The sequence below is a fragment of the Bacillus sp. LM 4-2 genome, from assembly GCF_000978495.1.
GTDB lineage: Bacteria > Bacillota > Bacilli > Bacillales > Bacillaceae > Bacillus > Bacillus subtilis.
In genome coordinates this window covers 658,896-681,628 of sequence record NZ_CP011101.1, presented here as the reverse complement: position 1 = coordinate 681,628, position 22,733 = coordinate 658,896, and the positions used below count along the sequence as shown (strand labels likewise).

Sequence of the window (22,733 nt, the reverse complement as noted above, 5' to 3'; positions counted from 1 at the left end):
TAAAAGCTTCTTCTATGCTAAACCTAAACGTTCAAAGATCAGATCAACATTTTTCAGATGGTAATTGTAATCAAAGCAGTCAGCAATTTTTTCCGGAGAAAGACGTGACGTGATTTTCTCTTCCGCTTCAACAAGTTCGCGGAACGGCACTTGTTTTTCCCACGCTTCCATTGCTTTCGGCTGAACTGTATCATAGGCTTCTTCACGTGTAAGGCCTGTGTCAATCAAAGCAAGCAGCACACGCTGAGAATAGATAAGACCGAGAGTGCGGTCCATGTTGCGCTTCATGTTTTCCGGGAAGACCGTTAAGTTCTTCACGATGTTGGAGAAGCGGTTCAGCATGTAGTTCAGCGCAATTGTCGCATCCGGAAGAATAATTCGTTCTGCTGAAGAATGAGAAATATCGCGCTCATGCCATAATGGAACATTTTCGTAAGCTGTCATCATGTAACCGCGGATCACACGCGCCATGCCTGTCATGTTTTCAGAGCCAATCGGATTTCGTTTATGCGGCATTGCAGATGAACCCTTTTGCCCTTTCGCGAAAAATTCCTCAACTTCACGTGTTTCACTCTTTTGCAGTCCGCGGATTTCCACAGCGAATTTCTCGATGCTTGTCGCGATCAAAGCAAGTGTTGCCATATAGTCAGCATGGCGGTCACGCTGAAGGGTTTGAGTTGAAATCGGTGCTGCTTTCAATCCGAGCTTCTCACAGACATATTGTTCAACAAATGGATCAATGTTCGCATATGTGCCGACAGCACCGGAAATCTTTCCAACCTCGATGCCTGCTTTCGCTTGTTTGAAGCGCTCAAGATTACGTTTCATTTCTTCATGCCAAAGCGCAAGTTTTAAGCCGAATGTTGTAGGCTCAGCGTGTACGCCGTGTGTGCGCCCCATCATGACTGTGTATTTATGTTCTTTCGCTTTTTCTTTTATAATGTCAACAAATCTCTCAAGATCCTTGAGCAGAATATCGTTTGCCTGTTTTAATAAGTAGGAAAGAGCCGTATCAACAACATCAGTTGACGTTAAGCCGTAGTGCACCCATTTTCTTTCTTCACCCAGTGATTCGGAAACGGCGCGTGTAAAAGCGACAACGTCATGGCGCGTGTCCTTTTCGATTTCTAAAATACGGTTGATGTCAAATGACGCGTTCTCGCGCATAACTTTTACATCTTCTTTCGGAATGACACCAAGCTCCGCCCACGCTTCACAGGCAAGAATCTCTACCTCCAGCCATGCTTGAAATCTGTTTTCATCCGTCCAAATCGCAGACATTTCAGGTCTTGAATAACGTTCGATCATTCTGCTTGTCCTCCGTCTCTATTCATCCATTTATTTGTGATCTCCTGAATCCATTCGTCTTCAGGCTGCTTCATAAATGTAATATGCCCCATTTTGCGGCCTTTTTTGATTTCATGTTTTCCGTATATATATAGCTTTGCCTCTTTTAAAAGCTCCGGGTCTTCCTCAACAAGCTTCACTTCATCGCCGAGAAGATTCACCATCATGCCCGGCTTCAGCAAATCTGTCTTCCCAAGCGGAAGCCCGCATACCGCTCTGATATGCTGCTCAAACTGGCTCGTCTCGCAAAGGTCCAGCGTATAATGCCCAGAATTGTGCGGTCTTGGCGCCAGTTCATTGACCAAAAGCTCTCCGTCCTCTGTCAGGAACATCTCAACAGCAAGCGGTCCGACAAGGTTAAGCTCATCTGCAAGCTTAACTGCGAGATCAGCAGCCTTCTGCTGAATCCCTTTCTCTACCCGTGCGGGCACGATGCTTTGGAAAAGAATATTGTTGTGGTGAATGTTTTCAGCTGTCGGAAATGTTGAAATTTCACCGTTTACCGATCTGACGACGATCACCGACAGTTCCATTTTAAAAGAAACCCAGCTTTCAAGAATGCAAGTTCCGTGTTCTAACAGAGCGGCTGCCTGCTCCATTTGCGCCTCTTCTTTTATCACAAATTGGCCTTTGCCGTCGTACCCGCCGCGGCATGTCTTCAGAACTGCGGGTAACCCGAGCTCCTGTACCGCCTGTTTCAATTCATTCTTTGTTTTGACGATGCTGTACGGTGCGACTTCACAGCCCGCGGATTGAATTGCTTTTTTCTCTGTTTCACGGTTTTGGGTAATGAGCAGCAGCTCACTTCCTTGCGGGAGATACGCATGATCTTTTAGCCAATGCAGCGCATCATAGTCGATGTTTTCAAACTCATATGTGATGATATCGCTGATTTCAGCCAATTTTCGAATCGCTTCACGGTCATTATAATGAGCGGTAATTTCGACATCCGCAACCTGCCCGCACGGCGAATCTTTCACCGGATCAACGACCGCGACTTTATACCCCATTTGTTTGGCGGACACAGCCATCATTTTCCCAAGCTGGCCGCCGCCGATAATGCCGATTACAGCTCCCGGATAGATGATTTGTTTAGACAAGCTGATCACTGCTTTCTAACACCGTCTGTTTTGTATTTTCTCTTCTCTCATCCAGCTTACGGGCAAGGTCTTCGTCAAATGCTGACAAAATTTGCGCCGCTAACAGGCCTGCGTTCACAGCACCCGCTTTGCCGATGGATGTTGTCGCAACAGGCACGCCTCCAGGCATTTGGACGATGGAAAGAAGTGAATCCATTCCGTTCAGCGCCTTGGACTGAACCGGAACTCCAATGACTGGCAGTGTTGTTTTCGCAGCCGTCATCCCTGGCAGATGCGCCGCTCCTCCGGCACCGGCAATAATCACCTTGATGCCTCTTTCTCTAGCAGTTTCAGCATATTCAAACATGAAATCAGGCGTCCGGTGAGCGGAAACGACCTTTTTTTCGTACGGAACATTGAGTTCGTCAAGTATGTCGCATGCGTGTTTCATTGTCTCCCAATCGGAAGTGCTTCCCATGATGATTCCTACTAGCGGCTGCATTCTGTTCCCCACCTTCTAATGCTTTTGTTTTCAGAAAATAAAAAATACCCGCTCTGCATTGCACTTATGAGGAAGCAATACAAACCGGGCATGGTACATGTATCGTCAGTCGTTCGCTTCTGCGATATATCCATGTCAGTTTTATCGATCACTTTCCTGCATAGTCCGGCAATTTACGGTTGCCGGGTAGAAACTTATGGGCCATATTCCCAAGATTATATGAGGTCGTGTTTTGATTTCATGTTTATCTTAACAACGGACATGGATAATGTCAACGATATTATCGAACGATACAAAAATTCATTCTACTAATGTTCGTGTTTTAGATCAATTTCCCTTCAAATACGATTTTTTTCCCGCACGGAACGATCTGAATTGACCCATTTTCCTTTTTTTCCATAAAAATAGGTTCTTCCATTCGCCTTACAGGCAGATATCCTTCTTCTTTCATTTGCTGAAGCACCGCATCAATCGTTTGCTGCTCTGTCACTTCAAACTTTTTCTTCTTCGGCTTTGCCATTATTCTTTAATTCTCCTCTTCTTCACCGCTTTGACCCAGAAGCCGCCGTGGATTGTTTTTGGTTCGTACGCAATAATAAAGGCTTTTGAATCAAGTGTTTTAATCGTATCATATAGCTGGAGTTCATATTTTCTCGGCGTCAGGATCTGAAGGGCTGTGCGGTCGCCTTCAAGCCCGCCTGCCACCCAATTTGTCACGCCGTAGCCTTTTTCACGGAGCTGCTTCGGAAGATCAAGATCGAGCTCCTTCGTAATCACATTGACCATAATATAGCCAAGCGCCAATTTTTCTTCTATTTTCATGCCGACAATTACGCCAAGACCGTAACCAAGCGCGTACGCGATCACATTTTGAATCTGGTCTAAGTTATCGAGCACCAGACTCAGTCCTGTCACATAAACCAGTATTTCAATCGTACTGATGCCGGCCGCTAAATAACGCTGTCCTTTCAGCGTTAAAATCATTCTTATCGTAAAAAATGACACATAGACAATATTAATAATGAGAATTATGAGAACCATGGCTATCCCATTTGATAAGATGGTTTGCATCATTTTATTCATCCCCCTACTCTTCAGCTTGCACAAAGCATTCATATTCTACTAGAGAAATGAGCCGTTTACAATCAGCTTCGCCCATAAGCTTAAGCAAAATATTTCGACATGCTTTTATGCGTTGAACAGTAGTAGTTTACCCTCTTTCTCGCCTTTTCAAAATCAAAACAAAAAAGCCCGCTTTTCAGCAGACTCACCTCTTTATATCTATTGTCAGATCTCTTTTTTCATTTTCTGAAGGGACTTGTATTCTTTCTCAAGCTCACTCAGCGTGTAGTCCGCAAGCTGTTCCCCTCTTCCTTGATAAAATTCCGAGAGCAGTAATTTGGTTTTTAAAAATTGCTTCTTTTGGTTAATTGCTCGGCGAAGTACATCAGCCATGTCCATCATCCTCCTTAAACATAAAGGTTTTTGCGCTGGACGTTTTCAGCATTTTCCCCATCATACACGGGTTAATCCTACAAATCAACTATGTTTTTTAGATATATTTGTAAAAAGTGTGACATAAAAAAACCGGCTAGGATTAGCCGGTTTTTTCATTAAAGCGGAATCAGCGACGCCGTAAAATATTCCGAAATAAACGGCCAAGTCACTGCCGTAAACAGCAGCGCTATCGCAACCACTGCAAATACACAATAGATATAATCAATTGATGCATCTTGTGCCGCCTGGTACACACGCTGTACATACAGCGCGATGATAAAAAAGATGGAAAACAAGATCAGCACCGTAAACAGTACTGTCAGCATTGGGATATTTACGATCGCAAAGATCAGCCAAAGGATTGAAACAGCAATTACGGGTACAAGCAATGAACCCAATACGGCAGCCGCTTCTCTGAACGTCACCTTCTGCTTCATCATATAGCGGGAGACAGCCCATATAGCAAAGACCATTACCGCGAAAAAGATCAGCAAATACACAAGAACAACTAAAAACCCGTCATAGAAAGCATGATGGCGTTCTCCGAAACCGAGCGGCCGATTCCAGCTTGCCTTTAACTGAAACCAATTCCCAATTGAAAAAATGATACTGAATATAAGCATTGAAATCAGACCGTACTTATAATGAGAAAAACCATCCGTTACGACAGTTTTCGCCGGAGATTTTAAAATCGAGAACGCAAAACCGCAATATCTGTTGATGGCTGCCCAAACAGACGCAAGCTTGTCTTTAACAGTTGATTCACCGCGTTCCTGGCGCGGTTTCTGCTTTTGTTTTTGCTTCTGCTTGCTTTGCCGGCTCGCCTTTCTGGACATTCTCGATAGCGGTTCTTCATCTGCATCTATTCTTTCACTCTGGTTAATTTCTTCTTCAAACGTTTCTTTTCTTTCTTCCGTCATGTCAGCAACTCCTATCAAAAAAATACGGCGGAATACCATTCAGCAAGAAAATAAAACACTTATATAAGGTACCGAAGCCTTCCTGAACAGTCAAGTCATTTCCATTTAAGTAAAGCATGGCGGCACATCTACATGACGGTATATCGTATGAAATGGTTTTATCTTTTGCAACAAAAAAACCAGCTGCCGGTGCAGCTGGTTTTTCAATTCTTATTTTAAGAAGATAAAGTACAGGATAAATACGATAAACAGCCCGTACATGATTGGATGAACCTCTTTGGCTTTTCCTTTGCACACCATTGTAATCGGATAGAAAATAAACCCGATGGCAATACCAGTCGCGATGCTGTACGTTAACGGCATCATGATCATGGTAAGGAAAGCAGGAACGGCCACCTCGAACTTATCCCAAGCGATTTTGCCAAGCGGCGCCACCATCAATGCACCCACAATAATAAGCGCCGGCGCTGTTACATTTGACGTAACGACTGATAGGAGTGGAGAGAAAAACGTAGCCAGTAAAAAGAGAATTCCTGTTACAATTGCGGCAAATCCTGAACGGGCACCCGCAGCGACACCTGAGCTTGATTCCACGTAAGAAGTTGTTGTAGACGTACCAAGCACGGCACCGATCACAATAGAAGATGAATCAGCTAAAAGCGCACGGCCCGCACGCGGCAATTTGTTTTCCTTCATTAAACCAGCTTGTGTTGCCACAGCAACAAGTGTACCAGCTGTATCAAAAAATCCGACAAACAAGAATGTTAAAATAACGATCAGCATTTGTACAGAGAAAATATCCGGGAGGTGAATCCACGCTTGTCCGAAAGTCGGCGCAAGGCTTGGCACACTGCCGATAATTTGAGTCGGAACCGGAACCAAACCGAAAATCATGCCGGCTACCGCTGTTAATAGCATCCCGATAAACACGCCTGCGTTCACGCGAAGCACCATTAAAATAACCGTGACAATCACACCGAAAATCGTTAACAGCACAGGACCGCTGTGAATGTTTCCGATCGTGACGAGCGTAGAAGGATTTGCAGTAATGATTCCTGAGCCTTGTAAGCCAACGAATGTAATAAACAGGCCGATCCCCGCACCGACTGCCAATTTCAGCTCAGGCGGAATGGCGTTGATGATTTTTTCACGAAAACCTGTTAAAGAAAGAGCAACGAAAATAAGACCTGAAATAAAAACACCGGACAAAGCTGCCTGCCATGAAATACCCATACCAAGGACAACAGAAAACGCAAAAAACGCGTTCAGCCCCATACCCGGCGCAATGGCAATCGGATATCTCGCTATTAATCCCATTAAGATACAGCCTGCTGCAGACGCCAGCGCTGTCGCCGTAAAGACCGCACCCTGGTCAATTCTCAGCGCCTCCGGAAAATCTTTCACGCTCTCCAAAGCAAGCGTAATCGGATTGACGAACAGAATATATGCCATAGATAAAAAAGTCGTTAATCCGCCAATGATTTCATTGCGATAGCTGGTGCCCAGCTCATCAAACTGAAAAAACGTTTTCAAGCTATTTGACTCCCTTCACTCTTTGCTATTTATTCTGTCCTGAAAACGCCAAATAAAAAACGTCCCAATACATTTTGGGACGCTTGACTACAGACGGATTTCAGTTCGAATAAATAAACGTGTTTTATTTATATCAAACGAAAGAAATGTTTACGTAGTCAAGCCATTTACGGTAGCTTGGTAGAGACTTGCGAGCCATATTCCCGCGATTATACGAATTCATCTTATTTGATTTCTGTGTCTATTGTACCAAGTTCATTTTGAATTGACAATATAAACAACGAACATTACTTATTAAAAAAATTGGTTTATTCGTCTATTGACTAAATTGGTAACAATGATAAAAACCGTATGTATGGCAACATACGGCTTTTCAACTTATGATTATTTTTTTTCGGTAGGCTGACTCACCTGATGCACTGGTACAGTAAACGAGAATGGCTTTAGTTGAATCAGGTCATTTAAAACGCCGTTATCAATATACAGACCGTATTCATTAAACTCAAAATGCTTTAAAGACAGCTTATCATTATAATCATCATCCAGTTCAAAAGTAGATACCATTTCGGCTGTTTTCATATTTTTCACTTTAGCAATATTTCCTTTCAAATAATAACCTTCTTCATAATCACCTACTGGATCAGGCCAAGATTGCATTTTTTTTATATCACCAAGGCCAATCGTTTCACCTATATTCACTAAGTCATCTTTTGACATATTTGAAGTATCAACTCCAGTGAAACGGTAATGAACCAATACTTCCCTCCCCTCTTGTTTAATGTTATTGATTTCTATCCCTATGTTTTGATGCTTTGTTTCCGAAAGACGATACGGCATCTCTGCATTTAGAGGGACGATTTCACTGCCCTCAGCCTCAGATCTAATATCTGCAATTAATGTTAGCTTTTTCGCTTTTGGATTGATTGGTGATTCTAACTGTGTTTGTCCTTTTGCTCTAACCGTTCTCTCGTTTACCTTTATGCGATCTCCAAGTTCGATGTTTGATGCTGACATCTCGTATGTGTTTCCTAAATCATCTTTAACTTCGTTAATTTCAACCGTATCATGCTTTGCTATGCCTTGATAATCGATTGTAAATTGAAGGACAGATCCAAGTTTCCCGTTTTCCACTTGAATATTGGAAAATTGATAACGATTATGATAAGCCGATATAACTTTTGAGCTTTCTAAATAACCCGCATTCTTTTTGGTAATAGGCAGTTTGAATCTCCAATTTCCCTGTATTTCATTGATATGAGTAATTACAAAGGGCACGGTTTCCCCATTTTTTATTTCAGTACCATTTGTATAAATCCTTAATTGTCCTGCGTATTGCTTGTTATTTAATTTTTTAAGCATTAAGGAATCGTAGTTGATTGAAAAGTTGTCGCTATAACTCGTTTCGTCGACATCATACATGATCTCTTTTTCATCAGAGTGGAAGTTATCAACAGTGAAGTTATAAACAAGCTGTCCGGCATCGTAATAGGAGCTGTTTACAGAAACAGTGATTCCCCTGGAGTCTGCTTTTTCATTTAAAGCTGTGACCAAATTGCTTTTAAACAATGATAGACCAACTTTATCTTGAAAATCCTTATAAATTTGTCCGACAATGGGTATGCTCCCCATCGCTTTGTTTACAGAAGGCAGAAAAAGGCCGGACGTTAAATACAGTATACCTACCACAGCAGCAACAGCAATTCCATTTGTAAAGGTTCGTCCCCATTTAAAACGGCGCCTCGTGTTACCTTCGTTTTCAGCACGAACGACAGCTTGATGTACTGTCTTTTTTAGCGCTTTCTTAGGCACTTCAATATCATCAAATATCTGCTTTACTTGGTGTTTGTCCATTTGTTTTGATCCTCCTTTTCCAGCTCCTGTTTCAATGCTTTTCTCGCTCTATGTAAATGGGTTTTAATTGTGCCTTCTGCCATTCCTGTTTGTTCAGCTATCATTGAAATCGAATAATCTTGAAAATAATATAGCTGAATTGTTAACTGAACATGTTCATCAAGTGTATCCAGCGCATTGCGCAAGTCTATATATTCTTCAATATTCCTTTGGTCCGTGCCAGTGTCATGATGGCTTTCAAACGGAACTAATTCCCCCTTCTTTTTCTTCATTGCAAAAATTGAATTAATAAGAATTCGGGTGAGCCACGTTAAAAAGTACTTTGGCTCTTTTAGTTTTTCTATACCTATAAAAGCTTTATAAGCCGTTTCCTGTACAGCATCAAGTGCATCTTCTTTATTTCTTAAATAGAGATAAGCTGTTTTATATAAAGTCTCCTGATGTGCCAGCATAAGCTTTTCAAAGGCCCGAGCATTTCCTTTTCTCGCCTTTGTAATCAATCTTTCTTCCTTCACCTTATCCACCTCCTATGTTGTTAGATACGAAAACTGTCGAAACGGTTTCAAAAAGTTAACAAAAAAACGCCCCTTTTGAAAAAGGGACGTTTTTCCTTTGTTATTTTCTTATTCCCACTCAATCGTCGCAGGCGGCTTACTTGTAATATCGTACACCACGCGGTTAATGTGCTTCACTTCGTTTACGATACGTGTCGAAATGACTTCAAGCACATCCCACGGGATACGTGCCCAGTCTGATGTCATGCCGTCTATTGATGTAACGGCACGGATTCCGATTGTGTAATCATATGTTCTTGCGTCACCCATAACACCAACGCTGCGGATGTCAGGAAGAACAGTGAAGTATTGCCAGATATCACGCTCTAAGCCGTGATTTGCAATTTCTTCACGCAAGATTGCATCTGATTCACGAACGATTTCAAGTTTTTCTTCTGTTACTTCGCCAAGAACACGGATTCCGAGGCCCGGTCCTGGGAACGGCTGACGCCATACGATTTCATCCGGAATGCCGAGCTCTGTGCCTAGCGCGCGCACTTCGTCTTTGAAGAGCGTGTTTAACGGCTCGATCAGCTCAAACTGCATGTCTTCAGGAAGCCCGCCGACATTGTGGTGAGATTTGATCGTTTGCGCCGTTGCTGTACCGCTCTCGATGATATCTGTGTAAAGCGTTCCTTGTGCAAGGTAGTCGATGCCTTTGAGCTTGTCCGCTTCATCATCAAACACGTAAATGAATTCATTACCGATGATTTTGCGTTTTTGCTCAGGATCAGAAACGCCTTTTAGTTTGTTTAAGAATCGATCTTTTGCGTCTACTTTAATCACATTCATGTTAAAGCCTTCGCTGAATGTTTTCATAACACCCTCAGCTTCGCCTTTACGGAGAAGACCATGGTCTACAAAGATACAAGTCAGCTGGTCGCCGATCGCTTTATGAATCAAAACAGCAACAACAGAGGAATCAACGCCGCCGCTTAGCGCGCAAAGAACCTGTTTGTCTCCGACCGTTTCACGGATTTTTTGCATTTCGATTTCGATAAAGTTCTCCATTGACCATTCGCCTTCGCATTCGCAAACACCGAATACAAAGTTTTTCAGAAGATCATTGCCGTATTCAGAGTGGCGCACTTCCGGGTGGAACTGAACGCCATACCATTTTTTGTCCGCTTTGCTCATCGCTGAGTTCGGGCAGTGATGGCTTGTCGCGTCAACAGTGAAGCCTTCAGGAACTTCTACAACCAAATCGCCGTGGCTCATCCAAACCACTTGTTCGTTTGGAAGATCTTTGAACAAATCAGGTGTGCCTTCGATGCGGATGTTTGCTTTTCCGTATTCACGCTGGCTTGCCGCTTCAACTTTACCGCCAAGGTAATGAGTCATCAGCTGCATGCCGTAGCAAATTCCCAAAACAGGAATATCAAGCTCGAAGATTTTCTCGTCACAGCGGAAAGAGTTTTCATCATACACACTGTTTGGACCGCCGGATAAAATAATTCCTTTTGGATTCATTTTTTTAATTTCTTCAGCCGTCAATGTATGTGGATGCAGCTCGCTGTAAACACCGAATTCACGGATACGGCGTGTAATCAGCTGGTTATACTGACTGCCGAAATCAAGGACAAGAATCATTTCATTCACTAACTTTGTCATGGTTGTCACCTAATCTCCTCTAAGTTTTTTGACACAGAAAAAAACGAGGACAGATATGAAGCTCGCTCCGCCCTCTTTGGCAAGGCCGTTTGCCGGAGTCAGGCCAACTCGCTCCCAGACTCCGATAATATTCACTAATTCTAACAACACGTTGATAAGCGGTCAAGACCATCTTCTTTTAATTAAATTTTCCCATAACTCTCTGGAATCATTCCAAAGCGCTGAAGAATCTTCATTTCTGTAAAGCGCCCTTTCATAGCTTAATGTCAGCTTTGACATGTCTTCTATGTCGTATTTTTCATCGATTCGTTTTGCATAATCACGCAGCGTTTCACTGCCTCGTTTCGGCAGCCCTTTTCTCTTCAGTTGTTTCAGCAGCGCGTCATATGCCTCAAAAAACGCGTGCTGATCGTTGCGCCGCTTCAATTTCCTCACGGCGAAAACAGGAATCCATAACGAGCGGAAAACATACAGCAATACAGCTGCCACCAGGAGGACTGCAAGAATCGCAAGCGCTGCATACAAGCCCGCACCGGCATTGGTATGTGAAGCGGACGGCTTTTTAGAAACAGCTGGCTCCCGCTTTTCCTTTTGTTTTTCCTCTTTTTGCGGCTGTTTTTTCTCTTCTTTCTGTTTCTCTTTTGCTTTCTTCGGCGAGCTGCTTTTATCGCTGCCGGAGTCCTTTGTGTCAGAAGAAGTAAATTCAGCCGGATTTGTAAACCCTTTAGTCGGCTCAAATGTAACCCAGCCCTGTTCCGGGAAATACACCTCTACCCAGGAATGGGCATTGTTATTTGTCACTTCGTAGATGCTGCCATTTTTGTTTCCTGCTTCTTTGTATTCGCCGGACGTATAACCCTTTACCCAGCGGGCCGGAATGCCGGCCGAGCGCAAGAGCACCACCATGGCGGAAGAAAAGTTATCACAATAACCCATTTTCGTTTCAAAGAGAAATTGATCGACATAATCTTCATCATTCTTAGGAATGGTCACGTTTTCTGTTTCATAGGTGAACGCATTTGACCCTAAATAGTCCTCAACCGCTTTCACCTTATCAAACATATTGTCGTGATCCTGAGTCAGTTTGATCGCAAGGGTTCTCACCCGCTCTGGCAGTGAATCTGGAAGCTGCATGTAGCGATCGCTGAATGTGTACTCCTCACTGTTTTTTCTCACTTTTACCTTTCTCAGTTCATCCAGCTTATAAACCGGGGAATTGTACGTTACAGTATAATTCCCCATATTTCTGATTTCACCGGCTTGTTCACTGATCGGAGAAATTTGCTCCGTGTTGCCGTTCATTTCAAGTGAGACAGCCTGCTTTGGCTGAATGGTTTCCACACCAATCGGATACATCAGATGGTTATACCCGTAGTGCTTGTCGACTTTTACACGGACGGTGCGGCGCTCTGTCGCAACTTTATGGTCAAACCACAGATTTTCAACTTTTCCTCTGCTAAGCTGATACGACATGCCTGTGTCTGTTTCAATCCAGCCTTTTCCGGTATACGTGTCCTTCGTTTCCACACGGAAATACGTACGCTCTTTTCCCTGCCATGTAAAAACAGGTGTAGCATCCTGCTGGAACGGGCCGCCGAGTGATTCATCATGATTCCCGTATCCGATTTTGCTTTCCCCTGCAGACACGCGGTCTTGATGAGTGATTTTTTTAAGAAAAGGCACCGGATCAGGCCAGGCTGGATCTGATTTTGGAGCGGCGAGTCCGAATCCCGTTGCAGCCAAAACCAATACAGATAAAGGAAGAAACCATTTGAGGACAGATGTTTTTGGCAGTGTGATTCTTTCCATCAGCTTAATGCGCTCCAAGTATAAAAGGCCCAGCATAAAGAAGCCGATCAGCACGATACGGATGACGGCAAAAGTGGCATCATATGGCGTAAAGGTATCAAGAATCGTAATATACGCTACTGTCATCATAAAGAAAAACAAAATTCTTCTCTGGTAAATCACCCAATAATGCAGGAGATAGACCAGCAGCCACAGCAGCACAAAAAACAGCAGGGTCCGAAAAGAAGGAATCATGTCATTCCATTGCCCTGATTGAATCAGCGTGATATTCAAATAGACATCCTGCAAAAAAGAGCTGACCCAGCTCAAGTCGAATATAGATCCTTGATAAAACAGGATGTGTATCGAGATCAATGTAAATATGACACAAAAAGGAACGGTGACAAACCACCTCATCCTGAAAAAAGTCAGCAGAAACGTCAAACCGATAAAGACACTAAAAAAGCCTGTATGTTTCGTTTCAGTAAAACTGTCAAGCGGCCTGAGCCACTCCCACAGCAATAAAAAAGCCAGAAAATAAAATAACAGCAAGCTCAAACGGCTTCCCTTGTGATCATCGTGCGGCATGTGAACCAGTCACCTCTCTTTCTAAACAACACGCGAAACTCGCCCGCCCCTCATGACCCGAACTCTGATTTGGCGTTTCATCATGCGTTCAATCATGACATTTTCAGCTTGAGAGAGCTCAGCATCTTTCTCTTTTGCCAGTATCACCGTAACCCGGCCGCCTCCTATTTCTGCGAGGTGCAGCATATCTTCCGTTAACTGTCCCGTGACAACAACTTGATCAGCTTGGCGAACAGATGGCTTTCCCAGCTCTTCCCGTGCATATCGGCTTATCGGGTCTGCCGCATCACAATGAGCGATGGCTAAATGCCGAAGCATGTGCTTAAAATGCTGATCCCCTTCCTGAATAGGGAAAATGTTTTTTTCCTTCCCGATGGAAGCCAGACCAGCACCCGCGCCGTTTTTTAAAACAGAATGAAGAATCGAAGCTGTCACTGAAACGACCTCTTCGAATGCGTCTGAGGAAAAACGGTCCATCAGCAGAAACAGATTTTTGCTGCGAGAAGGCTCAAATTCCTTCGTCATCAGCTGGCTCCGCCGTGCAGAGGTCTTCCAATCTAACGCAGCAAACCGGTCTCCCGGCTGATAATTCCGCACACTTGCTGCGACTGAGGAATGGTGCTGATGAATAGGAGAAGAACCGCTTACACCGTCTTCCTGATGCCTCTCATTCACCTGATAGGAAAAACGCTGATAGAATGGATAAACAAACAAGGTATCATTCAGCTCAAAAAATGCTGTTTTTTCAATCAAGCCAAGAACATCCCCGGTTCGCACCCTGACAGAATGAAAGTGATGCTCTCCGCGCGGTACCCGAGCTAATTCATACGACATCGTCATGCTCCGTTTAAACCAAGGAAAAACGAGCCGTTTGGCCGCGGCTCCGTCTCGATTTAATGACTCGATACCTTCTGGCAGGCAATCTTCAATCACCATATACATCAGGGGAAATGGCAGCTTTCTTCTCAGCGTAACCGTTACGCCCAGCCTGTCCCCCGCATGTAATTGTGTTCTATCCATTTGCCTTGAAGCCTGAAAAGAACGGAGCGGATACAAGGCCAGCAGCCCGGCATACAAGACAAAAGGGAGAAACGCGTAAAACAAAAACCAGCTGACAAAGCCGCCCTGAAACATCGCATAAGAAAAAACAGCAGCCGTCAATAAAATTAATATAATCAGCTTCCAACCATATACGAGCCATTGCCATTTCTTATTCATCAGCGGACCGACGACCTTTGAACCGGCACCTTCACAGCTGACATGATCTCCCTTACGATCGCTTCTGCCTGAATCCCTTCAAATTTTGCCTCAGAATGAAGCATCATCCGGTGCGGCAGCGTGAAAGGAGCTAAATATTGAATATCATCCGGTATGACATAGTCGCGATGATGCAGCAGCGCGTATGCCTGTGCCGCTTTCATGAGGGCGATTGAGCCGCGCGGACTGACGCCTAATTGAACAGAAGGATGCTGTCTCGTTTTCTGCACAATTTCAACGATATATTCCTTAATGCTGTCATCAGCACGGACATTTTGCACTTCCCTCTGTAAACAGATGAAGTCTTCTTTTGCAATAACCGGCTCAAGCGTCTCAATCGGATGGCTTTTTTCCTGAAGAGATAAGACGTCAAGCTCTTCATTAAAGGACGGATAACCCATCCGAAGTTTGAATAAAAAACGGTCAAGCTGAGCTTCCGGCAAAGGATAGGTCCCTTCATATTCGACCGGGTTTTGCGTTGCCATCACAAAAAACGGATCGGCAAGCTGCATCGTATGGCCATCTACCGTGACGCTCCCCTCTTCCATCGCTTCGAGCAAAGCCGACTGTGTCTTCGGAGAGGTACGGTTGATTTCATCTGCCAGCACGATATTTCCCATAATTGGGCCGGGACGATATTCAAATTCCATCGTTTTCGCATTATAGATAGATACCCCTGTTACATCAGATGGCAGCAAATCCGGAGTGAATTGGATTCTTTTGAAATCGGCGCCGATTGACTTTGCCAGCGCGCGGACCATCATCGTTTTTCCGACTCCGGGTACATCCTCAAGCAGCACATGCCCTTTGGCAAGAAGGGCTGCTAAGCTGAGTATGGCGATGTCTCGTTTTCCAACCATTACTCTATTAATATGTTCAACTGCTTTCCCCAGCAAAGGATGCAGGTCTTCTTGATATGCCATTATTTTCCTCCTAGTCATCTACAAAATTCATCATAATGTAACCTAACTTTACCACAAAAAGCAATCTGTATAAAAAAACGATTCTAGCAAATTGTTACCAATAAAGCTGGCCAAAACACACAAAAAAGCTTCCTGTGGCAGGAAGCTCCAGATTGTTGACAAAATCCTAAAATGGCTTTCATTTTAGGGTTTTGTCATCTTTTCAGCGTGATTGAAAACCCTTGAAGTCTAGGAAGGACGAGCATAGGAGCGGAGCGAATGTTCTAATTCGTGAGCACCGAAGCGCAGACCTGACAACGAATGCGAGGGTTTGTCGACACGCTGAAGCTTCCTGTGACAGGAAGCTCCATTATTTTTGTTCTAAAGGCTCCATATGAACATGCGAATAATCAATCGCATGCTCCTCCTTCATTCTCCGCTCAATTTCATTGGCTATATCGTGGCTTTCCGTAATATTTAAATCTGCCGATACCTCAACCACCACATCAACATGAACCGTACTGCCCAAGTATCTTGCTTTTATGTCTTTTAAACGGCTCACACCGGAGATTTTTTCGATTGTCTGTTTATAAGCGGAAATGTCCTTTATGTCGAATCCATCTGTCAAAGAGTGAGATGACTCTTTAAAGATATCCCATGCGGTCTTGCAAATAAGCAGACCGATCACAAACGCAGTGACCGTATCAATCCAAGCAAGATGGAATTGAGCAGCCACAATGCCGATAAATGTGCCGATACTGACGAATGCGTCTGATTTATTATCAGCAGCCGCAGCAAGGAGCGCCTGGCTCTTCACCTTTTTGGCCAGCCTTTTATTGTACCGGTAAACGATCAGCATCAGGACTGCCCCGCCCGCTGCCGTCCAAGCCGCAATCATATCTGGCGTCTCTTGTTTAGCAGAAAAAATAGATTCTCCGGCGCTGAACAGCACTTGCAGTCCGACAACCATCATAATAAACGATGCGATAAGCGATGCAATCGTTTCCGCTCGAAAGTGGCCGTATGGATGATCTTCGTCAGGAGGCTTTTGAGAGATGCGCAGGCCAATCAGCACAGCAACAGAAGCAATAATGTCAGTTGTGTTATTTAACCCGTCTGCCGTAAGTGCTTCCGAGTGAAAAAGATAACCGATGATCAGTTTAATTGCGGAAAGAACTAGATACGCGGCAATGCTGACCAGCGCTCCGGATTCTCCCTTTTTCAGTTCATCATATCTCTCCATACAAAACCTCCTCTCGCTCACATTTTCCTATTATTATCTTACAAAGCTGATCCGCAGTGGGTCTACAGAAACATGATTCACCCGCCACAGAAAAATAGTGACGAAGGAACACTTTTTCTCTCATCCAATTTATTTGCTCCGCCAAAAATCCCATCAAACCCAAGGACACCAGTGCTTCTCGCATTCTATCGAATTGTAAATATTACGCAAAATCACACAGCGAATAAAAAACGAAACATTTTTTCCACACATTCGCTGAAAGCGCAAACAAAACACTACAAATTTGAAATAAGCTGGTATATTTTCTTACACGAATTTTCGACAAACTGTATATTTATGATAGAGTTTCAATTATCATAATATTCAGTAATGATTGCATTTTAAAAGGAGGTAACTTATGAACCAGTCTCAATCAGGATTAAAAAAGGAATTAAAGACCCGCCATATGACAATGATTTCGATTGCCGGTGTAATCGGAGCCGGCCTATTTGTAGGCAGCGGTTCAGTGATTCACTCGACCGGTCCGGGTGCCGTTGTTTCTTACGCGTTAGCCGGATTATTGGTGATTTTTATTATGAGAATGCTCGGTGAGATGTCTGCCGTAAACCCGACGAGCGGATCGTTTTCTCAATACGCTCACGACGCCATCGGACCGTGGGCAGGATTTACAATCGGCTGGCTGTACTGGTTTTTCTGGGTGATCGTCATAGCGATCGAAGCCATTGCCGGTGCTGGCATTATTCAATACTGGTTCCATGATATTCCGCTGTGGCTGACAAGTTTGATCTTGACCATTGTGCTCACCCTGACAAACGTCTACTCCGTTAAGTCTTTCGGTGAGTTTGAATATTGGTTCTCCCTCATTAAAGTTGTGACTATCATTGCTTTTCTAATCGTTGGTTTTGCCTTTATTTTTGGCTTTGCACCGGGCAGTGAGCCAGTCGGTTTTTCGAATCTTACAGGCAAAGGCGGATTTTTCCCGGAGGGCATCAGCTCCGTATTGCTCGGCATTGTCGTTGTCATCTTCTCTTTTATGGGAACTGAAATCGTTGCCATTGCAGCAGGGGAAACATCCAACCCGATCGAATCTGTGACAAAAGCCACCAGATCCGTTGTATGGCGCATCATCGTCTTTTACGTGGGCTCAATCGCCATTGTCGTGGCGCTGTTGCCATGGAATTCAGCAAATATTTTAGAAAGCCCTTTCGTCGCTGTACTTGAGCATATAGGAGTGCCGGCAGCCGCACAGATTATGAACTTTATCGTCCTCACAGCCGTACTCTCTTGCCTGAATTCAGGTTTGTATACCACATCCAGAATGCTGTATTCACTTGCAGAAAGAAATGAAGCGCCGCGCCGTTTTATGAAATTGAGCAAAAAAGGCGTTCCCGTACAAGCCATTGTGGCCGGGACATTTTTCTCTTATATCGCGGTCGTAATGAACTATTTTTCACCGGATACCGTCTTTTTATTCTTAGTCAACTCATCAGGCGCAATCGCTTTACTCGTCTATCTTGTCATCGCCGTTTCCCAGCTGAAAATGCGGAAAAAACTCGAAAAAACAAACCCAGAAGCATTGAAGATCAAAATGTGGCTCTTCCCTTTCCTAACCTACTTGACCATCATCGCCATTTGCGGAATTTTAGTGTCCATGGCGTTTATTGATTCCATGAGAGACGAGCTGCTGCTGACAGGCGTCATCACGGGAATCGTTTTGATTTCTTACCTTGTGTTCAGAAAACGCAAGGTGAGCGAGAAAGCGGCTGCCAACCCAGTCACACAGCAGCAGCCCGATATCCTGCCTTAATGCTGATCAAATCCTAAACGGCCTGCCGTTTAGGATTTTGTTATTTTCTTCTTCGGGTGGTCTGCAGCACGAAGATTTTTTGTAACCATCACGTCCTTATTGTCATTAACTATAGTACCAATTTGGAAAATTTAGATAAGGACAGATGAAAATGACACTTGAAAAATTTGTGGATGCTCTCCCAATCCCAGATACACTAAAGCCAGTACAGCAATCAAAAGAAAAAACATACTACGAAGTCACCATGGAGGAATGCACTCATCAGCTCCATCGCGATCTCCCTCCAACCCGCCTGTGGGGCTACAACGGCTTATTTCCGGGGCCGACCATTGAGGTTAAAAGAAATGAAAACGTATATGTAAAATGGATGAATAACCTTCCTTCCACGCATTTCCTTCCAATTGATCACACCATTCATCACAGTGACAGCCAGCATGAAGAGCCCGAGGTAAAGACTGTTGTTCATTTACACGGCGGCGTCACGCCAGATGATAGTGACGGGTATCCGGAGGCTTGGTTTTCCAAAGACTTTGAACAAACAGGACCTTATTTCAAAAGAGAGGTTTATCATTATCCAAACCAGCAGCGCGGGGCTATATTGTGGTACCACGATCACGCCATGGCGCTCACCAGGCTAAATGTCTATGCCGGACTTGTCGGTGCTTATATCATTCATGACCCAAAGGAAAAACGCTTAAAACTGCCTTCAGACGAATACGATGTGCCGCTTCTTATCACAGACCGCACGATCAATGAGGACGGTTCTTTGTTTTATCCGAGCGCACCGGAAAACCCTTCTCCGTCACTGCCTAATCCTTCAATCGTTCCGGCTTTTTGCGGAGAAACCATACTCGTCAACGGGAAGGTATGGCCATACTTGGAAGTCGAGCCGAGGAAATACCGATTCCGTGTCATCAACGCCTCCAATACAAGAACCTATAACCTGTCACTCGATAATGGCGGAGAGTTTATTCAGATTGGTTCAGATGGAGGGCTCCTGCCGCGATCTGTTAAACTGAATTCTTTCAGCCTTGCGCCTGCTGAACGTTATGATATCATCATTGACTTCACAGCATATGAAGGAGAATCGATCATTTTGGCAAACAGCGCGGGCTGCGGCGGTGACGTCAATCCTGAAACAGATGCGAATATCATGCAATTCAGAGTCACAAAACCATTGGCACAAAAAGACGAAAGCAGAAAGCCGAAGTACCTCGCCTCATACCCTTCGGTACAGCATGAAAGAATACAAAACATCAGAACGTTAAAACTGGCAGGCACCCAGGACGAATACGGCAGACCCGTCCTTCTGCTTAATAACAAACGCTGGCACGATCCCGTCACAGAAGCACCAAAAGTGGGCACAACTGAAATATGGTCCATTATCAACCCGACACGCGGAACACATCCGATTCACCTGCATCTAGTCTCCTTCCGTGTATTAGACCGGCGGCCGTTTGATATCGCCCGTTATCAAGAAAGCGGGGAATTGTCCTATACCGGTCCGGCTGTCCCGCCGCCGCCAAGTGAAAAGGGCTGGAAAGACACCATTCAAGCGCATGCAGGTGAAGTCCTGAGAATCGCGGCGACATTCGGTCCGTACAGCGGACGATACGTATGGCATTGCCATATTCTAGAGCATGAAGACTATGACATGATGAGACCGATGGATATAACAGATCCCCATAAATAACCCGACAAACTTGCCTCTAGCAGGCAAGTTTTTTCCTTATGAAACCTTTGGCCCTATTTATCGTATTACGTAAAAACAGCAAAAAGGAGCTGCTTTTTATGCTGACACACGACCTACATGAAAAAATAAAGCAATACATTTCCATTTATGCTGAATTAAAATCAAAATTAAAATGGAAAGTTTCACACGATCAGATATTAATGCTCATTTCTTCTGCATATATTGTGAATAAAAGAGAGTTTGATTTTCAGCGCTTTTATGATTTGAGCAGCTATATCAAATCAAACATCGGCAGCTTCTCAACACTCAATTCACACCACCGCTTTACTGTTGCATCTATTCTGGACATTCATTTTCAGCATGAGGCAAAACAAACATTTCATACTTTTATCGATGTATACAATGAAATGGTGAAGCTAGGATATAAGCGGGATATGTTCACATACCTTTCCACTCTGATCTTGCTCACCGGCAAATCTGAAACGACAAACCAAAAAGAACAGATGAACATGGGGCTAGCAGTTTATCAGCAGATGAAGAAAAATCATTATTTCCTCACTTCAACTCAGAATGTTCCGCTCGCCATACTGCTTGGAGAAAACGGAAAAGGTTTGCAGGCGCTACAGAAGGCGGAAACATGCTATCAACTGCTGGCAGCCAACGGCTTTAAAAAAGGACAGTACTTACATCAGGTCAGCCATATTCTGGCCTTGCAAAGTGAAAAAGAGCCCGAAATGCTTGTTTCCGCTTGCAAACAGATATATCAATCGATCACTGATGTCAAAAAACCAAAGGATTATCATTATCCAGACCTTGCTCTCCTCACATTTCTGGAAGAGCCAGATATCAAAACCGTTTTGTGCATCACTGACGAATTAAACCAGGAAAAAGCTTTTAAATGGCAAAAGGAAATGAACTTTAAAATTGCTGTCAGCCTCTATCTCAGTGAGCATATGGAGAAAAATCTGCTGATGGAATCAGGACTATACACCGCTATCGAAACAGTCATTCAAGCACAGCAGGCAGCCGCGACAGCTGCCATCATCAGCTCAACAGCAGCCAGCCATACTCATGATGGAAACTAAAGGAGGAGAAACATGCCATACATCACATTAGAAGATCAGACACGCCTTTACTATGTAACACACGGGAACGGGACGCCGATCCTGTTTATACATGGGGTGCTGATGAGCGGACAATTTTTCCACAAACAATTTTCGGCGCTTTCTGCCAATTATCAATGTATTCGTCTTGATCTTAGAGGACACGGCGAATCTGACAAAGTGCTTCACGGCCACACCATTTCCCAATATGCCCGTGACATAAGGGAATTTCTAAATGCAATGGAGCTTGACCATGTCGTTCTTGCCGGCTGGTCAATGGGCGCTTTTGTCGTATGGGATTATCTCAATCAATTTGGGAATGATAACATTCAAGCCGCTGTGATCATCGATCAATCCGCTTCCGACTATCAATGGGAGGGCTGGGAACACGGTCCATTTGATTTTGACGGCTTAAAAACAGCGATGCACGCCATTCAAACTGACCCGCTGCCTTTCTACGAAAGCTTCATCCAGAACATGTTCGCAGAACCGCCTGCCGAGACCGAAACAGAATGGATGCTGGCAGAAATCCTCAAACAGCCGGCTGCCATTTCTAGCACGATTTTATTTAACCAAACGGCCGCTGATTACCGGGGCACCCTCCAAAACATCAATGTGCCGACATTGCTGTGCTTCGGGGAAGACAAGAAATTTTTCTCTACAGCAGCTGGGGAACACTTGCGCAGCAATATTCCGAACGCGACACTCGTTACCTTTTCTAAAAGCAGCCATTGCCCGTTTTTAGAAGAGCCAGATGCTTTTAACAGCACACTCCTCTCCTTTTTAGATGGGGTTATTGGAAAGTCATAAAGAAAAAGGAATTAGGAGATTAGGGAAAAGTATGAGACAATAAGGAATGTGCAGTAAAATACATGAGGGAAGAAGTGACTTTATGTCTTACTATAACAAACGAAATCAAGAACCGCTGCCAAAAGAAGATGTGAGTACTTGGGAATGCACAAAAGAAGACTGTAATGGCTGGACCCGAAAAAACTTCGCCAGCAGTGATACGCCATTGTGCCCTTTGTGCGGAAGTAAAATGGTCGACGGCATCCGTTCATTAGTGAATCTCCAAAACAACAGCCAAACGAAAACAAGCTAGTTCTTCCCTATAACAAATGCAGTCTCCTGCAAGCAAACAAACCCCGAACGGAGACAAAATTCTATATTTCAGAATAAAAGCCTCTCATTGCAAGAGGCCAAATACGAAGAAAGAAGCCCAAAACTGTAAACGTTTAGGGCTTTTTTGTCTGTTTCAATGGTATAATATGGATATAAGAGGAGTGATAACGTGATCTCAAACCAGCAGCAAAAAGACTTGAAAAAAAGAGCTGCGTTCAAAAAGCTGAATGTTGCAATGAACTCATATGTTGAACTTCTGTTTTTGTCAGTACCTCTGATTCATATCTTTAAATGGCTCGGATCATTAGCCCTGCACCTCATCCATTAAAAAAGCCA

22 protein-coding genes and 2 riboswitches are annotated in these 22,733 nt (G+C 44.0%); of the genes, 7 read left to right on the top strand and 15 right to left on the bottom strand.

The window, feature by feature from the left end; genetic code table 11:
• Nucleotides 1-12 precede the first annotated feature (12 nt).
• From purB to mneS, 15 genes are all read right to left on the bottom strand, one after another.
• Nucleotides 13-1,308 carry an adenylosuccinate lyase gene (purB, locus tag bslm_RS03475; protein WP_003233955.1) on the bottom strand — a complete coding sequence of 432 codons (1,296 nt, stop codon included), beginning with the start codon at nt 1,306-1,308 and terminating at the stop codon, nt 13-15.
• Entirely contained in the window at nt 1,305-2,447 is a 1,143-nt protein-coding gene (gene purK / locus bslm_RS03470) for a 5-(carboxyamino)imidazole ribonucleotide synthase (protein ID WP_014479059.1), read from the bottom strand. The genes purB and purK overlap by 4 nt, the downstream gene beginning before the upstream one ends.
• Nucleotides 2,440-2,928, bottom strand: coding sequence for a 5-(carboxyamino)imidazole ribonucleotide mutase (gene purE, locus bslm_RS03465; protein ID WP_003244134.1), 489 nt, complete (start codon nt 2,926-2,928; stop codon nt 2,440-2,442). The genes purK and purE overlap by 8 nt, the downstream gene beginning before the upstream one ends.
• Nucleotides 2,929-3,069: 141 nt before the next feature.
• A riboswitch (purine riboswitch) is annotated at nt 3,070-3,171 on the bottom strand.
• A gap of 79 nt (nt 3,172-3,250) precedes the next feature.
• The gene (locus bslm_RS03460) at nt 3,251-3,448 is read right to left on the bottom strand and encodes an NETI motif-containing protein (protein WP_003219403.1); all 198 of its coding nucleotides are present in this window, start codon (nt 3,446-3,448) and stop codon (nt 3,251-3,253) included.
• A complete protein-coding gene (locus tag bslm_RS03455) occupies nt 3,448-4,002 on the bottom strand; it encodes a DUF2179 domain-containing protein (protein ID WP_015482896.1) in 555 nt (184 codons plus the stop codon). The genes bslm_RS03460 and bslm_RS03455 overlap by 1 nt, the downstream gene beginning before the upstream one ends.
• Nucleotides 4,003-4,215: 213 nt before the next feature.
• The gene (locus bslm_RS20415) at nt 4,216-4,383 is read right to left on the bottom strand and encodes a Fur-regulated basic protein FbpA (RefSeq protein ID WP_003244066.1); all 168 of its coding nucleotides are present in this window, start codon (nt 4,381-4,383) and stop codon (nt 4,216-4,218) included.
• Between the two features lie 158 nt (nt 4,384-4,541).
• Nucleotides 4,542-5,345: a hypothetical protein gene (locus bslm_RS03450; RefSeq protein WP_046160140.1), complete on the bottom strand. Its 804-nt coding sequence runs from the start codon at nt 5,343-5,345 to the stop codon at nt 4,542-4,544.
• Nucleotides 5,346-5,555: 210 nt separating this feature from the next.
• Nucleotides 5,556-6,878, bottom strand: a complete 1,323-nt coding sequence (gene pbuG, locus bslm_RS03445; protein ID WP_003233968.1) for a hypoxanthine/guanine permease PbuG — start codon at nt 6,876-6,878, stop codon at nt 5,556-5,558.
• Between the two features lie 135 nt (nt 6,879-7,013).
• A riboswitch (purine riboswitch) is annotated at nt 7,014-7,115 on the bottom strand.
• 147 nt (nt 7,116-7,262) lie between these two features.
• Nucleotides 7,263-8,729 (bottom strand): DUF4179 domain-containing protein, encoded by a 1,467-nt coding sequence (locus bslm_RS03440; protein WP_019712793.1) that lies wholly within the window; start codon nt 8,727-8,729, stop codon nt 7,263-7,265.
• Nucleotides 8,711-9,244 (bottom strand): sigma-70 family RNA polymerase sigma factor, encoded by a 534-nt coding sequence (locus bslm_RS03435; RefSeq protein ID WP_019712792.1) that lies wholly within the window; start codon nt 9,242-9,244, stop codon nt 8,711-8,713. The genes bslm_RS03440 and bslm_RS03435 overlap by 19 nt, the downstream gene beginning before the upstream one ends.
• Nucleotides 9,245-9,352: 108 nt before the next feature.
• Nucleotides 9,353-10,894 (bottom strand): glutamine-hydrolyzing GMP synthase, encoded by a 1,542-nt coding sequence (guaA, locus tag bslm_RS03430; protein WP_003233970.1) that lies wholly within the window; start codon nt 10,892-10,894, stop codon nt 9,353-9,355.
• 162 nt (nt 10,895-11,056) lie between these two features.
• The gene (locus tag bslm_RS03425) at nt 11,057-13,270 is read right to left on the bottom strand and encodes a DUF4129 domain-containing transglutaminase family protein (protein ID WP_046160138.1); all 2,214 of its coding nucleotides are present in this window, start codon (nt 13,268-13,270) and stop codon (nt 11,057-11,059) included.
• A gap of 21 nt (nt 13,271-13,291) precedes the next feature.
• Nucleotides 13,292-14,488 (bottom strand): DUF58 domain-containing protein, encoded by a 1,197-nt coding sequence (locus bslm_RS03420; protein ID WP_046160137.1) that lies wholly within the window; start codon nt 14,486-14,488, stop codon nt 13,292-13,294.
• Nucleotides 14,488-15,450, bottom strand: a complete 963-nt coding sequence (locus tag bslm_RS03415) for an AAA family ATPase (RefSeq protein WP_046160136.1) — start codon at nt 15,448-15,450, stop codon at nt 14,488-14,490. Before bslm_RS03415 ends, bslm_RS03420 begins: the two co-directional genes overlap by 1 nt.
• Before the next feature lie 349 nt (nt 15,451-15,799).
• Nucleotides 15,800-16,672: a manganese transporter MneS gene (gene mneS, locus bslm_RS03410; RefSeq protein ID WP_003233995.1), complete on the bottom strand. Its 873-nt coding sequence runs from the start codon at nt 16,670-16,672 to the stop codon at nt 15,800-15,802.
• A gap of 72 nt (nt 16,673-16,744) precedes the next feature.
• On the opposite strand from mneS, the gene bslm_RS20410 reads away from it, so the two are divergent.
• From bslm_RS20410 to bslm_RS20405, 7 genes are all read left to right on the top strand, one after another.
• A complete protein-coding gene (locus bslm_RS20410) occupies nt 16,745-17,032 on the top strand; it encodes a hypothetical protein (protein WP_009966725.1) in 288 nt (95 codons plus the stop codon).
• 37 nt (nt 17,033-17,069) lie between these two features.
• Entirely contained in the window at nt 17,070-18,479 is a 1,410-nt protein-coding gene (gabP, locus tag bslm_RS03405; protein ID WP_003233998.1) for a GABA permease, read from the top strand.
• 151 nt (nt 18,480-18,630) lie between these two features.
• On the top strand, nt 18,631-20,172 hold the full coding sequence (cotA, locus tag bslm_RS03400) for an outer spore coat copper-dependent laccase CotA (RefSeq protein WP_014479048.1): 1,542 nt from the start codon (nt 18,631-18,633) through the stop codon (nt 20,170-20,172).
• A 98-nt stretch (nt 20,173-20,270) separates the two neighbouring features.
• On the top strand, nt 20,271-21,257 hold the full coding sequence (locus bslm_RS03395; protein WP_032677457.1) for a DUF4003 domain-containing protein: 987 nt from the start codon (nt 20,271-20,273) through the stop codon (nt 21,255-21,257).
• 12 nt (nt 21,258-21,269) lie between these two features.
• On the top strand, nt 21,270-22,085 hold the full coding sequence (locus bslm_RS03390) for an alpha/beta fold hydrolase (RefSeq protein ID WP_041333557.1): 816 nt from the start codon (nt 21,270-21,272) through the stop codon (nt 22,083-22,085).
• Nucleotides 22,086-22,167: 82 nt separating this feature from the next.
• The gene (locus bslm_RS03385; RefSeq protein ID WP_003234008.1) at nt 22,168-22,377 is read left to right on the top strand and encodes a cold-shock protein; all 210 of its coding nucleotides are present in this window, start codon (nt 22,168-22,170) and stop codon (nt 22,375-22,377) included.
• A gap of 189 nt (nt 22,378-22,566) precedes the next feature.
• Nucleotides 22,567-22,725: a hypothetical protein gene (locus tag bslm_RS20405; RefSeq protein ID WP_003243985.1), complete on the top strand. Its 159-nt coding sequence runs from the start codon at nt 22,567-22,569 to the stop codon at nt 22,723-22,725.
• Nucleotides 22,726-22,733: the final 8 nt, after the last annotated feature.

What these genes read in the sequence shown, in the direction of transcription:
- purB (WP_003233955.1), bottom strand. Translation starts at nt 1,308, where the DNA reads ATGATCGAACGTTATTCAAGACCTGAAATGTCTGCGATTTGGACGGAT.
- purE (WP_003244134.1), bottom strand. Translation starts at nt 2,928, where the DNA reads ATGCAGCCGCTAGTAGGAATCATCATGGGAAGCACTTCCGATTGGGAG.
- bslm_RS03460 (WP_003219403.1), bottom strand. Translation starts at nt 3,448, where the DNA reads ATGGCAAAGCCGAAGAAGAAAAAGTTTGAAGTGACAGAGCAGCAAACG.
- bslm_RS03455 (WP_015482896.1), bottom strand. Translation starts at nt 4,002, where the DNA reads ATGATGCAAACCATCTTATCAAATGGGATAGCCATGGTTCTCATAATT.
- bslm_RS20415 (WP_003244066.1), bottom strand. Translation starts at nt 4,383, where the DNA reads ATGGCTGATGTACTTCGCCGAGCAATTAACCAAAAGAAGCAATTTTTA.
- bslm_RS03450 (WP_046160140.1), bottom strand. Translation starts at nt 5,345, where the DNA reads ATGACGGAAGAAAGAAAAGAAACGTTTGAAGAAGAAATTAACCAGAGT.
- bslm_RS03440 (WP_019712793.1), bottom strand. Translation starts at nt 8,729, where the DNA reads ATGGACAAACACCAAGTAAAGCAGATATTTGATGATATTGAAGTGCCT.
- guaA (WP_003233970.1), bottom strand. Translation starts at nt 10,894, where the DNA reads ATGACAAAGTTAGTGAATGAAATGATTCTTGTCCTTGATTTCGGCAGT.
- bslm_RS03425 (WP_046160138.1), bottom strand. Translation starts at nt 13,270, where the DNA reads ATGCCGCACGATGATCACAAGGGAAGCCGTTTGAGCTTGCTGTTATTT.
- bslm_RS03420 (WP_046160137.1), bottom strand. Translation starts at nt 14,488, where the DNA reads ATGAATAAGAAATGGCAATGGCTCGTATATGGTTGGAAGCTGATTATA.
- bslm_RS03415 (WP_046160136.1), bottom strand. Translation starts at nt 15,450, where the DNA reads ATGGCATATCAAGAAGACCTGCATCCTTTGCTGGGGAAAGCAGTTGAA.
- mneS (WP_003233995.1), bottom strand. Translation starts at nt 16,672, where the DNA reads ATGGAGAGATATGATGAACTGAAAAAGGGAGAATCCGGAGCGCTGGTC.
- bslm_RS20410 (WP_009966725.1), top strand. Translation starts at nt 16,745, where the DNA reads ATGATTCACCCGCCACAGAAAAATAGTGACGAAGGAACACTTTTTCTC.
- gabP (WP_003233998.1), top strand. Translation starts at nt 17,070, where the DNA reads ATGAACCAGTCTCAATCAGGATTAAAAAAGGAATTAAAGACCCGCCAT.
- cotA (WP_014479048.1), top strand. Translation starts at nt 18,631, where the DNA reads ATGACACTTGAAAAATTTGTGGATGCTCTCCCAATCCCAGATACACTA.
- bslm_RS03395 (WP_032677457.1), top strand. Translation starts at nt 20,271, where the DNA reads ATGCTGACACACGACCTACATGAAAAAATAAAGCAATACATTTCCATT.
- bslm_RS03390 (WP_041333557.1), top strand. Translation starts at nt 21,270, where the DNA reads ATGCCATACATCACATTAGAAGATCAGACACGCCTTTACTATGTAACA.
- bslm_RS03385 (WP_003234008.1), top strand. Translation starts at nt 22,168, where the DNA reads ATGTCTTACTATAACAAACGAAATCAAGAACCGCTGCCAAAAGAAGAT.